Source organism: Rhizobium sp. BR 362 (assembly GCF_036528765.1).
In the GTDB taxonomy this organism is placed as follows: Bacteria; Pseudomonadota; Alphaproteobacteria; order Rhizobiales; family Rhizobiaceae; genus Rhizobium.
Map to the genome: position 1 here is coordinate 342,518 of NZ_JARWGH010000002.1, position 12,674 is coordinate 355,191.

A 12,674-nucleotide genomic window follows, 5' to 3' on the forward strand; every position below is an offset into this window, starting at 1 on the left:
CATCAGAAAGGAACAACAAAATGGAAGTCATTCTCCTCGAGCGCATCTCCAAGCTCGGCCAGATGGGCGAAGTGGTCAAGGTTCGCGACGGCTTTGCCCGTAACTACCTGCTGCCGCTCGGCAAGGCGCTGCGCGCCAACGCCGCAAACAAGGCCCGCTTCGAAGCTGAACGCGCAACGCTGGAAGCCCGCAACCTCGAGCGCCGCAGCGAAGCTCAGAAAGTTGCCGACGTTCTCGGCGGCAAGTCCTTCATCGTCGTTCGCTCGGCTGGCGAAACCGGCCAGTTGTACGGTTCGGTGGCCGCTCGTGACGTCGTTGAAATCCTCGCCGCAGAAGGCTTCAACATCGGCCGCAACCAGGTTCATCTGAACACGCCGATCAAGGCTATCGGCCTGCACAACGTTGCGATCGCGCTTCACGCCGAAGTCGAAATCAGCGTCGAGCTCAACGTTGCCCGTTCCGCTGAAGAAGCCGAGCGTCAGGCCAAGGGCGAAACGCTCACCTCCGCTGACGCCATCTACGGCGTTGACGAAGATGCCCTGCGTCCGGAAGACTTCTTCGATCCGGAAGCTGACGGCAACGCCGAAGACGAAGCTTGATCCAAGCCTTCGCATCGGTTGCGAATATGAGAAAGCCTGGGTCTCGCGACCCAGGCTTTTTGTTTGACTGCAACGGCTGACTGCCCCCGCCGACCTGCGTCTCAATTCTCCGCCGTATCCTGCACTGGCGCCGAATTCTTGTCGACGGAGACGATCACCGACATGCCGGGCGCGAGATCTTCCGCCTGGGGCTGATTTTCGTCGATCTTGACGCGTACGCCGACGCGCTGCGCCACCTTGGTAAAATTGCCCGTGGCATTGTCGGGCCTGATAACGGCGAATTCCGAGCCCGCCGCCGGCGAAAAGCGCTGAATATGGCCCTTGAGTTCGCGATGGCCGAGTGCATCGACGGAGATCGCCACGGGTTGGCCAACCTTCATGCCGTCGAGCTGGGTTTCCTTGAAATTGGCAATGACCCAAACATCTTTCGGAACGAGGCCCATAAGCTGCGTGCCCGGCGTCACATATTGGCCGAGGCGTACGCCGACTTCGCCGATGCGGCCATCGCGCGGCGCGACGATCGTCGCATTCTGCAGATCGATCTCTGCAAGCTGCACGGCGGCTTCCGCGCCACTGACGCCAGCTTCCAATGACGCGCGATTGACGATGATCGTCGTCAGATTCTGTTGCGATACGTCGAGGCCGGCCTTCGCCTGATTGACGGCAGCCTTTGCCTGTTCCAGCGTCGCCTGCGCTTGTTCCGAATCGCTCGTCGTCGACACGCCCTTGGCTACCAGCGTTGCCACGCGATCCCAGGCAAGCTGGGCACGCTTCAGCGCAGCATTGGCGCTATCGATCTGCGCCTGGCTGGAAGCGATGCCGGCTCGCGCCGCCTGCTCCTGCTGTTGCGAATTGGCAAGCGCCGCCTTCTGGCCGTCCAGCGTCGCGCGCGCCTGCGCCACTTTCTGCTTATAGATGCGATCGTCGATCCTGGTCAGTACGTCGCCCTGTTTGACGAGCTTGTAGTCCTTGATCGGAACGTCGGTGATATAGCCGCTGACCTGCGGGCTGATCGTCGTGACGTAGCCTTTGACATAGGCATCATCGGTTGTCTCGACGGAACTTTGGAACGGCGGCAGGTGCCAGGCATAAAGCACGAGCATGACACCGCCCACACCAGCGAGGACGGCGATAACTTCGATGGGGGAACGAACGAGCCTCGACATGGAGCTATTTCATATCCTTACGGGTTGGAAGCCATGGTCGGCGGCCGATCGTCGGCGAGCCGCGCTTTGATGAAACGGTAGAATACATGCAGCGAAAGTACGGCAAGCGACACAGCCGCGATGATACCGGCCACCAAGAAGGCATCGCCGTAAGCGAGCGTATTGGCCTCGCGGCTGACCTGCACGCCAAGTAAAGCCAATCCCTCGCCCTTCAGCAGAACGCTGTCGCCGATCACTCTGCCATAAGACGAAGAGAGCTGACCGACGCGCCGAGCGACATCGGGGTTGCTCAGCAACACATGTTCCGTCAGGACGGCGGAATGGAATTTTTCGCGGATGGTGATCAGCGTGCCGTAAAAGGCCGAGCCGATCAGGCCGCCGACGCTCTGAGTGAAGGTGAAGACCACGAAGAAGGTCACCAGATAAGGTGCACCTCTGGCAAAAGCCGCCTTGAAGCCCACGGACATGGATGGCGGCAGGAAAAGCGCGGCGCCCGCGGCCACCAGCGCCTGGCTGAGATACATCTGTTCGGGCCGGGTCAACGTCGTCACCTGGGCATCCATGAAGGAGCCGGCGGCCATCATGACGAGAGCGACGAATTGGATCTGCCAACTGAGGCCATAGCTCATCAGCACCGTGCAGACGAGACCCCCGACGATGGAGAAAGCAAGGATGATCCAGTAGAGCATCGCGAGCTGATCGTAGAGCAGGCCGACAGCATTCTGATAGAAAGTCATGATGACCGAGGTTTGCTCGGCGGCGATCATCCGGAAGGCCAGGAGAATGCCGGTCAAGTGCAATATTTCCGGGCTCAGCAGCCAGCGGACATCGATCAGCGGCGTCGACCGGCGCAAGTCGATGACGATCGCGAGCGTCAGCGTGGCGATACTGACTGCCAGCAGCACGCCGAGCCACGGCACCTCAAGCCACCAATAAAGCCGCCCGACGGAAAGAACGATCGCAAGACAGCCGAAGCCGATAGCGACCAGCAGATAGACAATAATATCTCCGAAGACGATGACCTTCACCCTTGGCGGCGGTGTCAGCGGCAACAGATAGATGATCGGGATCACCAGCAGCGCCAGCGCCATTTCCAAGGTATAGAGGCCACGCCATTCGCCGTAATCGAGGAGCGAGGGCGAGACGAGACGGGTGACGGGCGCGGCGAGAAGTGTATTCGTCATCGCCAGGCTGACGCCGATCGTCAGCTTCTTGGCCGGTTCGAAGGCTTCCAGCATATAGAGGAAACCGAGCGTCGACAGCGGTGCTCCGGCAATGCCGCTCAAAAAGCGCACGACGATCGCCGACTGCAAGTCGGAGACGAAGAGATTGAGCAGCGACGCAACGACGAAGCCGATAATGCTGACCTCGGCGAAATTGCGCACGCCATATTGCAGGCGGATCTTCACCAGTGCAATGGCGAGACTGACATTCGGCGCCATATAGGCCGCCGACAACCACGCGGATTCGGTAGTGGTGGCGGCGATGGTCCCCTGGATCTGCGTGAGATTGGCGAAGGCGAGATTGAGACCGAGGCCCTGCGTCAGGAAGAACAAGACGGAGGCCCCGATGTAAAGCGGCACCTTCCAGCGCGGCACCGGCGATGGAGCGGCAGGCGCGGCGGCATTGGCTTCCGCATTGATCGGTGCCGGCTCGCCGCTCATAAGCTACCTCATGACTTGCCTACATTCTGTAGATTGGCGGTCATGGCGCGGATGACCTTGAGGGCCATGCCGACATCATCGTCCGAAATCCCCTGCAGGATATCCGCACGCACGCCGGTGGCAAGAGCCTCGATTTCGGCAGCGACGACTTTTCCGGATTCGGTCATGAATATCTGCTTGGCGCGTCGGTCCGACTGCACCGCACGGCGCTCGATAAAGCTCTGCGCTTCCATGGCGTCGAGGATACGCACCAGGGTCGGAGTCTCAAGTTCCAGCTCATCGGCGAGCTCGCGCTGATTGATGCCGTCGCGCTTGGAAAGCTTATGGAAAACCCGGGCTCTGGCCAATGTCATACCATGCTCACGCACCAGGCCGTCGAACGCCGCCCTCAGCTTCCGATTGAAAGCGGAAAGCTCGTCGAACAGTTCTCGGCGTGATGGCGCACCAGACATTATTGCTACTTTATACTATTAGTATCCTACCCTATTTCATTGAAATAGCGGGGTTCTCACATCTTTTCAAGCGCGATTGCCGCCTTGCCGGGTGTCAGCCGGGACAGATCGGGCTAAAATCATCCATGGAAGTTTTCGTATGTGATTCGTGTGTCGGACATTGCGTTGCAAAGTGGCGACAAGGGCTTTTTTTAGCGCGCAGCGTTTGTCCCTGTGGACGAGTGGAACACTGTGAATAGCTTGGGCGAACCAGCGCCCTGCGACGCACCGTGGCCCTTCTGCAATTGACCGTGACACGGGATCGTCGCAAACCGATCGACACTCAAGAATACGAAGAGACGGAAAAATGAACGAAGCTGCGCGAAAGATCGCCGCCATTGCTCCCGCCGAACCGCACTACCGCGAAGCGCCCAACAATATCGAGGCCGAACAGGCTCTGCTCGGCGCTATCCTCGTCAACAACGACGCCTATTACCGTGTCTCCGATTTTTTGAAACCCATTCATCTCTACGAGCCGCTGCATCGGAAGATCTTCGAGGTGGCAGGCGACATCATCCGCATGGGCAAAACAGCCAATCCGGTGACGATCAAGACTTTCCTGCCGGCCGAAGAGAAGGTCGGCGACATGACGGTGGCACAATATCTCGCCCGTCTTGCGACAGAAGCCGTTTCGATCATCAATGCCGAGGACTATGGCCGCGCCATCTACGATCTGGCGCTGCGCCGCGCGCTGATCACCATCGGCGAGGACATGGTCAACATCGCCTACGACGCGCCGCTCGACATGCCGCCGCAGACCCAGATCGAGGATACCGAACGCCGGTTGTTCGAACTTGCGGAAAACGGCCGCTACGATGGCGGCTTCCAAGCCTTCAACGACGCCGTGGCACTCGCCATCGACATGGCGGCCGTCGCAAAGGAGCGCGACGGCGGTCTGTCGGGCATTTCCACCGGCATTCATTCGCTCGACAGCAAGATGGGCGGCCTGCAGCGGTCGGACTTGATCATCCTCGCCGGCCGTCCCGGCATGGGCAAGACCTCGCTTGCCACTAATATCGCCTATAATATCGCTGCTGCCTATGAAGGCGAGGTACAGCCGGATGGCTCCACAAAGGCGAAGAACGGCGGCGTCGTCGGCTTTTACTCGCTGGAAATGTCGTCCGAACAGCTCGCCACCCGTATCATTTCCGAGCAGACCGAAGTCTCCTCGTCGAAGATCCGCCGCGGCGACATCAACGATGCCGATTTCGAAAAGCTCGTTGCCTGCTCGATGATGATGCAGAAGGTGCCGCTCTATATCGACCAGACCGGCGGCATCTCCATTGCCCAACTCGCCGCCCGCGCGCGGCGTCTCAAGCGCCAGCGCGGTCTCGACGTTCTGGTGGTCGACTACGTGCAGCTTATGACCGGCTCCAAGAAATCCGGCGAAAACCGCGTTCAGGAAATCACCGAAATCACCACCGGCCTGAAGGCGCTCGGCAAGGAGCTGAACGTGCCGATCATCGCCCTCTCACAGCTCTCGCGTGCCGTCGAAAGTCGTGACGACAAGCGGCCGCAACTCTCGGACTTGCGCGAATCCGGTTCGATCGAGCAGGACGCCGACGTGGTGCTCTTCGTGTTCCGCGAGGAATATTACGTCAAGAACTCCGAACCGCGCGATCCTGCCGATCCGAAATATGCGGAATGGGAAGCCCTGTTCGACAAGGTGAAAGGCACGGCCGACGTCATCATCGCCAAGCAGCGTCACGGACCGACCGGCACCGTGAAGCTCGCCTTCCAGTCGGAATTTACACGCTTCGCCGATCTCGCCGACTCGTCCTTCCTGCAGTATGAAGAGCACTGATGAAGGTCATCCGCGGCGCTTATGTGCAGTGCAGCACTTTCTCTTTGCGTCGATGATCAGTATTCTGGCCGGAGCAGCATCCCCTCCGGCTATTTTTTTATTCAGGCGGCGCCATGACAGATAGTTTCGAAGACACTGACGCTTTCGCTTCCGCCGGCCTTCGGCTGACAGTCGATTTGGGCGCCCTGGTCGAGAACTGGCAGGACATGGCCCGCCGCTCAGGCAAGGCCCGCACCGGGGCCGCGGTGAAAGCCGACGCTTACGGCCTGGGGATCGAAGATGTCGGCGAGGCGCTTTATCTCGCCGGCGCCCGCGATTTCTTCGTCGCCACCGCCGAGGAGGGCGTGACGCTTCGGCTCTACGCACCCGATGCCCGCATTTTCGTGCTTTGCGGCGTCTGGCCAGGGACGGAGCGACTATTCTTCGAAAACGACCTTGTGCCCGTCATCGCTTCCGAAGAGCAATTGACCTTCTGGATGTCTGTGCTGGCGGATTACGGCGACTATCCCTGCGCGCTGCAGGTCGATACCGGCTTCAATCGGCTGGGGCTAACGGTAGAGGATGCTATTGCGCTTGCCGACGATGTCTCGCGTCCGGCGAGTTTTGCGCCCGTCCTGGTGATGAGCCATCTCGCCTGTGGCGACGAGCCGGCCAATGCGATGAACAAGCAGCAGCTCGAAGCGTTCCGCAAGGTCACCGCCGCCTTCGAAGGCATCGAGGCGAGCCTCGCCAATTCCGCCGGCATCCTCCTCGGCTCCGAATATCATTTTGACCTTACCCGTCCAGGCATCGCTCTCTATGGCGGCCAAGCCGTCAACGGAACGGCAAATCCGATGCGGCCGGTCGCAACGGCCGAGGCGCGGATCATCCAGACCCGCTCCGTTAAAGCCGGCGAGACGGTGAGCTACGGCCGGGCGATGCAGCTCACCCGCGACAGCCGGCTTGCCATTGTTTCGGCCGGCTATGCCGACGGCTACATGCGCAGCCAGTCGAGCGACGGCGTGCCACTGCGCCAGACTGGAATTGCCGGCGGCCAGGGCTTCATCGCAGGCTACAAGGTGCCCGTTGCCGGCCGCATCACCATGGACCTGACGATCTTCGACGTCACCGACGTCCCCGAAAAGCTGGTCCGCGCCGGCGACTATATCGAGCTCTTCGGCAAAAATATTCTCGTTGACGAGGCGGCGCGCGCGGCCGGGACGATCAGCTACGAGATGCTGACCGGCCTGGGGCTGAGACATGAGCGCCGGTATCGCTCGGAAGAGGCCGGCGAATAGCAGGGCACCCCCGCAGCTCAGCGCGTGCTGACCGCCAGACGGACGCCCAGCGCCACGAACAATGTTCCAAGCCCCCGGTCCAGCCACAGGCCAGCGTTTCGATTGCGCCGTAGCGCCTCGGCGAGGCGACCTCCGAGAAGAATGAGCGGCGGTTCTATGAAGGCGGCGACCACGATGATGAGGCTGCCGTGGAGCAGGAGTTGCGCCCAGACCGGGCCTGCCCCGTCAACGACGAATTGCGGCAGGAAGGCGAGGAAGAAAATGGCCACCTTCGGATTGAGCAGCGACACAAGAATGCCTTGCCGATAGATGCGGCTCCAGGGCAATGCCTTGCCTGCCTCCTTGATCCAGGCGCCTTCACCTTTCGAGCGCAGCGCCTGTATGCCAAGCCAGATGAGATAGGCAGCGCCCGCCCATTTGACCGTCGAAAACGCAACCGCCGAGGCCGCCAATATCGCCGACAGCCCGGCTGCAGCCATCAGTACATGCAGGCAGGCGCCGCTCCATATGCCGAACAGTGCGGCAAAGCCGGAGCGTCTGCCGCTTCTGATCGTGTGGCCGAGAATGAAGGCGATATCCGGCCCCGGCGACAGATTGAGCAGCGCGGCGGCCGAAAGAAACGCGATCCAATGCGCAAGCGTGTAGTCGAACATTCGTCACCATCGATCGAAAACCCGGCATAAAGGCTGACACAATCGCCCTTGATGTGGAAATCATTAGTTTTGATAGGCCTGGAAAGACATTATCTGAGAGCCAGCCGCGATTCGCTTCGAACAGCGAAACACTTGAAATTGAGAACAGCATCTGATGGCAAAAGCCCGTACACAATTCGTCTGCCAGAACTGCGGCACCGTCCATAACCGCTGGGCAGGCAAATGCGATGGTTGCGGCGCGTGGAACACCATTGTCGAGGAAGACCCGATGGGCGGCATCGGTGGCGGCCCCGCCAAGGTGCCGAGGAAGGGACGGCCGGTGACGCTGACGGCGCTTTCCGGCGAAATCGAGGAAGCGCCGCGCATCCACACCGGCATCTCCGAACTCGATCGGGCGACTGGGGGCGGTTTCGTGCGGGGCTCGGCGGTGCTGGTCGGCGGCGATCCCGGCATCGGCAAGTCGACGCTGTTGATGCAGGGGGCTGCAGCCCTTTCCCGACGCGGGCACAAGATCGTCTATGTCTCCGGCGAAGAGGCGGTAGCGCAGGTTCGACTTCGCGCGCAGCGGCTGAACGCCGCCAATACGGACGTGATGCTTGCCGCCGAGACCAATGTCGAGGACATCCTGGCGACCCTCGCCGAAGGCAAGCGGCCGGACCTCGTCATCATCGATTCCATCCAGACATTGTGGAGCGAACTTGCCGAATCGGCACCGGGGACGGTCACTCAGGTGCGGACAGGCGTGCAGGCGATGATCCGCTTCGCCAAGCAGACGGGCGCGGCGATGGTGCTGGTGGGTCACGTCACCAAGGACGGCCAGATCGCCGGACCGCGCGTCGTCGAACATATGGTCGACGCCGTCCTCTATTTCGAAGGCGATCGCGGCCATCACTACCGCATCCTTCGTACGGTGAAGAATCGCTTCGGCCCGACCGACGAGATCGGCGTCTTCGAAATGTCCGACAAGGGCCTGCGCGAGGTGGCCAATCCATCCGAACTTTTCCTCGGCGAGCGCAATGCCAAATCGCCGGGTGCGGCGGTCTTTGCCGGCATGGAGGGCACCCGGCCGGTGCTGGTCGAAGTACAGGCTCTGGTTGCTCCGACATCGCTCGGCACGCCGCGCCGCGCCGTCGTCGGCTGGGATTCGGCGAGGCTGTCGATGATTCTCGCCGTGCTGGAAGCGCATTGCGGCGTTCGGCTCGGTCAGCACGACGTTTATCTCAATATTGCCGGCGGTTACCGCATTTCCGAGCCGGCTGCGGACCTCGCAGTCGCCTCTGCACTGGTTTCATCCCTGGCCGGTCTTGCCCTTCCGGCAGATTGCGTCTATTTCGGCGAAGTCAGCCTGTCGGGCGCCGTCCGGCCGGTTGCGCACACCGCTCAGCGCCTCAAGGAAGCCGAGAAGCTGGGATTTTCTGCAGCGCTTCTCCCCACCGCCTCCGCCGACCTGCCGAAAGGCAATGGCGGACGCTGGAACGAGATCGAAAGCCTGCCGGACCTGGTGGCGCGCATAGCCGGATCGAGGGGCGCGCTCAAGCGCGCAGAAGACGAAGACTGAGCCTTACTTAAACCGTTCTTGACGGGGAGAGAGGCACATATTTGAGGCCGATGGCAGCCATGCTCGGCATGGCAAGTCTTGGAGTGGATTATACATGCCCATTACGATTTTTGACGGTATTGTTATCGGCGTTATTTTGTTCTCCGCCGTTCTGGCCATGGTCCGCGGCTTTTCCCGCGAAATTCTCTCGATCGTCAGTTGGGGCGGCTCGGCCGTCGCCGCCTATTATTTCTATCCGCTGCTCGTGCCCTATGCGATGCACTACACGGCAGATGTCCGTATCGCGACCATCGCGTCGGCCGCCGTCATCTTCCTGATCGCGCTGATCATCATTTCCTTCATCACCATCAGGATCGCGGATTTCATCATCGATAGCCGCATCGGCGCGCTCGATCGCACGCTCGGCTTTCTCTTCGGCGCCGCCCGTGGCCTGCTGCTGATGGTCGTCGTCGTGGCCTTCTGGAACTGGTTGGTCGCACCGCCCGCGCGTCCCGATTGGGTCAACAACGCCAAATCGAAACCTTTCCTCGATTCGATGGTCGAGAAGCTCAAATCCGCGCTTCCGGAAAACATTCAGGCAATGCTGCCCGCCGAGATCATCAACAAGATCGCCCCGAACCAGCAGCAACAATCGCAGCCGCAGGATGGCGACAGCGGCACGACGAACGACGCGGCGCCGTCCGATGACGCGCCCGCGCCGCAGACGAACAATTAACAGTGCGTTTACAGGCTTGACCCGCGGGGCGATAATCGCCATGTGAGCGGCACGAAATGTGAAGATCCGGCCCGATATTCTTTCCGGCCGGATTTTCAGTTATTTTTGCATTCAGTCGCGACGCCGCCTGACCGGTCCCATGTTGAGAGCAAAGGCCTGCAACCATGAACCATTCCCTTTCCATCGAGGATGATATCGACGGCGATACGCTGCATGAGGAATGCGGCGTATTCGGCATTCTCGGCCATCCCGACGCGGCAACGCTGACGGCGCTCGGCCTGCATGCCCTGCAGCATCGCGGTCAGGAAGCAGCCGGCATCGTCTCCTTCGATGGTCAGCGCTTCCATTCGGAACGGCAGATGGGTCTCGTCGGCGACCACTATACCGACCCGGCCACGCTAGCGCGGCTGCCAGGCGACCGCTCGATTGGGCATGTACGCTATTCGACCACGGGCGAAACCATCCTGCGTAACGTCCAGCCGCTGTTTGCAGAGCTGGAAGTCGGTGGCATCGCCATCGCCCATAACGGCAATTTCACCAACGGCCTGACCATGCGCCGGCAGTTGATTGCAGACGGCGCTATCTGTCAGTCGACGTCGGACACGGAAGTCGTTCTTCATCTCATCGCCCGCTCCAAGCATTCCTCCTCCTCGGATCGGTTCATCGACGCGATCCGCCAGATGGAAGGCGGCTACTCGATGCTGGCGATGACGCGCACCAAGCTGATCGCAGCGCGCGATCCGATCGGCATCCGGCCGCTGGTGATGGGCGAGCTCGACGGCAAGCCGATCTTCTGTTCCGAAACCTGCGCGCTCGACATCATCGGCGCCAAATACATCCGTGACGTGGAAAACGGCGAGGTCATCATCTGCGAGATCCAGCCGGACGGATCGATCACCATCGATGCCCGCAAGTCCGACGTTTCCCAGCCTGAACGTCTCTGCCTGTTCGAATATGTCTACTTCGCCCGCCCGGATTCCGTGGTCGGCGGCCGCAACGTTTACGTTGCCCGCAAGAATATGGGCATCAATCTCGCCAAGGAAGCACCGATCGAGGCCGATGTCGTCGTGCCGGTGCCGGATGGCGGCACGCCGGCGGCGATCGGCTATGCCCAGGCAAGCGGCATTCCCTTCGAGCTAGGCATCATCCGTAACCACTATGTCGGCCGCACGTTCATCGAGCCGACGCAGCAGATCCGTGCCTTCGGCGTCAAGCTGAAGCACTCCGCCAACCGCGCCATCATCGAGGGTAAGCGGGTCGTTCTGGTGGATGACTCCATCGTGCGCGGCACGACGTCGGTCAAGATCGTGCAGATGATCCGCGATGCCGGCGCCCGCGAGGTGCATATCCGCGTTGCCAGCCCGATGATCTATCATCCGGATTTCTACGGCATCGACACGCCGGACGCCGACAAGCTGCTCGCCAATCAATACAGCAGCCTGAAGGCGATGTGCGATTTCATCGGCGCCGATTCGCTGGAGTTCCTGTCGATCGACGGTCTTTACCGTGCCGTCGGCGGCGCCCCGCGCGACAATGCGCAGCCGCAGTTCACCGACCACTATTTCACCGGCGACTATCCGACACGCCTGCTCGATCGGGAAAGCACCAGCAATGTGCGCAAGCTTTCCGTGCTCGCCAGCAATGGCTGACACGGGACGTCTCGCCGTTCTCCCTCTCCAGCGCATTCGGACCAAGACAGTATGAGCATAGACCTCAAGGACAAAATCGCCCTCGTGACCGGCGCGTCGCGCGGTATTGGTTATTTCACCGCGCTGGAGCTAGCCAAGGCCGGCGCGCATGTGATTGCCTGCGCCCGTACGGTGGGCGGTCTTGAAGAACTTGACGATGCCATCAAGACTGTCGGCGGATCGGCAACGCTGGTGCCCTTCGATCTTGCCGACATGAACGCGATCGATGCGCTCGGCGGGTCGATCTTCGAGCGCTGGGGCAAGCTCGATATCCTCGTCGCCAATGCCGGGGTGCTCGGCGTCATCTCGCCGATCGGCCATGTCGAAGCCAAAGTGTTCGAAAAGGTGATGACCATCAACGTCACCGCGACCTGGCGGCTGATCCGCTCGGTCGAGCCGCTGCTGATGCGCGCAGATGCGGGCCGGGCCATCATTCTCTCATCGGCTGCAGCCCATCGCTGCCGGCCTTTCTGGGGTCCCTACTCGGCATCGAAGGCGGCGGTCGAGGCGCTTGCCCGCACCTGGGCCGGCGAAACCCAGAGTACCGCACTGCGGATCACCAGCGTCGACCCCGGCGCCACCCGCACGGCGATGCGCGCGCAGGCAATGCCTGGCGAAGACCCGGACACGTTGCCGCATCCGCGCGACGTGGCGCAAGCCATCCTGCCGCTCGCCGGCCCGGATGTCACCGAAACCGGTAAACTCTTTGTCATCCGCGAGAACAAGCTCGTCGATTATCGGATGCCGGAATAACATCACTTCTCCCCGGCGACGGGAGGGATGCCTTTGCTTAGCGCTCAAGCCTGTTCGCTATGCTCGAGAGCCCCCTCATCCGCCCTTCGGACACCTTCTCCTCAAGGGGAGAAGGGGATTACTTCCCCCTTGACCAATCACCGTAGTCGCGCGATAAAGCCGCCCATGAAAACGGTTATCTGCATTATCTGCCGGAAGATTATTCGCTAGCGTTCCGCTGGCCTGGCCGTTTTCGTCTCCCAAAATCCAAGATGACAAACGTCCCGGCCTGCCGGTGACGATATTTTTTCGGATTTATGCTTTTGG

The 12,674-nt window shown here is 61.0% G+C and carries 11 protein-coding genes; 7 read left to right on the forward strand and 4 right to left on the reverse strand.

Going from position 1 to position 12,674, the window contains the following annotated elements; genetic code table 11:
* The first annotated feature begins 20 nt into the window (after positions 1 to 20).
* Positions 21 to 599 (forward strand): 50S ribosomal protein L9, encoded by a 579-nt coding sequence (gene rplI / locus QDY28_RS03905; protein WP_331380352.1) that lies wholly within the window; start codon positions 21 to 23, stop codon positions 597 to 599.
* Positions 600 to 700: 101 nt separating this feature from the next.
* Here the strand turns inward: rplI and QDY28_RS03910 are convergent, their stop codons facing one another.
* From QDY28_RS03910 to QDY28_RS03920, 3 genes are read right to left on the reverse strand one after another with little or no spacing between them, the layout of a single operon-like run.
* The gene (locus tag QDY28_RS03910; protein WP_331380353.1) at positions 701 to 1,765 is read right to left on the reverse strand and encodes an HlyD family secretion protein; all 1,065 of its coding nucleotides are present in this window, start codon (positions 1,763 to 1,765) and stop codon (positions 701 to 703) included.
* A gap of 17 nt (positions 1,766 to 1,782) precedes the next feature.
* Positions 1,783 to 3,429: an MFS transporter gene (locus QDY28_RS03915; protein WP_331380354.1), complete on the reverse strand. Its 1,647-nt coding sequence runs from the start codon at positions 3,427 to 3,429 to the stop codon at positions 1,783 to 1,785.
* 8 nt (positions 3,430 to 3,437) lie between these two features.
* Positions 3,438 to 3,881 (reverse strand): MarR family winged helix-turn-helix transcriptional regulator, encoded by a 444-nt coding sequence (locus QDY28_RS03920; protein WP_331380355.1) that lies wholly within the window; start codon positions 3,879 to 3,881, stop codon positions 3,438 to 3,440.
* A 346-nt stretch (positions 3,882 to 4,227) separates the two neighbouring features.
* Between QDY28_RS03920 and QDY28_RS03925 the strand changes: the two genes are divergently transcribed.
* Positions 4,228 to 5,724: a replicative DNA helicase gene (locus tag QDY28_RS03925; protein WP_331380356.1), complete on the forward strand. Its 1,497-nt coding sequence runs from the start codon at positions 4,228 to 4,230 to the stop codon at positions 5,722 to 5,724.
* 113 nt (positions 5,725 to 5,837) lie between these two features.
* A complete protein-coding gene (gene alr / locus QDY28_RS03930) occupies positions 5,838 to 7,001 on the forward strand; it encodes an alanine racemase (protein WP_331380357.1) in 1,164 nt (387 codons plus the stop codon).
* Positions 7,002 to 7,018: 17 nt separating this feature from the next.
* On the opposite strand, the gene QDY28_RS03935 is transcribed toward alr, so the two are convergent.
* A complete protein-coding gene (locus QDY28_RS03935) occupies positions 7,019 to 7,654 on the reverse strand; it encodes a LysE family translocator (protein WP_331380358.1) in 636 nt (211 codons plus the stop codon).
* 154 nt (positions 7,655 to 7,808) lie between these two features.
* Here QDY28_RS03935 and radA point away from each other — a divergent pair, with 154 nt between their 5' ends.
* The 4 genes from radA to QDY28_RS03955 all read left to right on the forward strand — a co-directional run bounded on the left by radA (position 7,809) and on the right by QDY28_RS03955 (position 12,368).
* A complete protein-coding gene (gene radA / locus QDY28_RS03940; RefSeq protein ID WP_331380359.1) occupies positions 7,809 to 9,212 on the forward strand; it encodes a DNA repair protein RadA in 1,404 nt (467 codons plus the stop codon).
* A gap of 94 nt (positions 9,213 to 9,306) precedes the next feature.
* Positions 9,307 to 9,927, forward strand: coding sequence for a CvpA family protein (locus tag QDY28_RS03945; protein ID WP_331380360.1), 621 nt, complete (start codon positions 9,307 to 9,309; stop codon positions 9,925 to 9,927).
* A 164-nt stretch (positions 9,928 to 10,091) separates the two neighbouring features.
* Positions 10,092 to 11,576: an amidophosphoribosyltransferase gene (gene purF / locus QDY28_RS03950; RefSeq protein WP_331380361.1), complete on the forward strand. Its 1,485-nt coding sequence runs from the start codon at positions 10,092 to 10,094 to the stop codon at positions 11,574 to 11,576.
* Between the two features lie 51 nt (positions 11,577 to 11,627).
* Positions 11,628 to 12,368, forward strand: a complete 741-nt coding sequence (locus QDY28_RS03955) for an SDR family NAD(P)-dependent oxidoreductase (protein ID WP_331380362.1) — start codon at positions 11,628 to 11,630, stop codon at positions 12,366 to 12,368.
* The last annotated feature ends 306 nt before the right edge of the window (positions 12,369 to 12,674 follow it).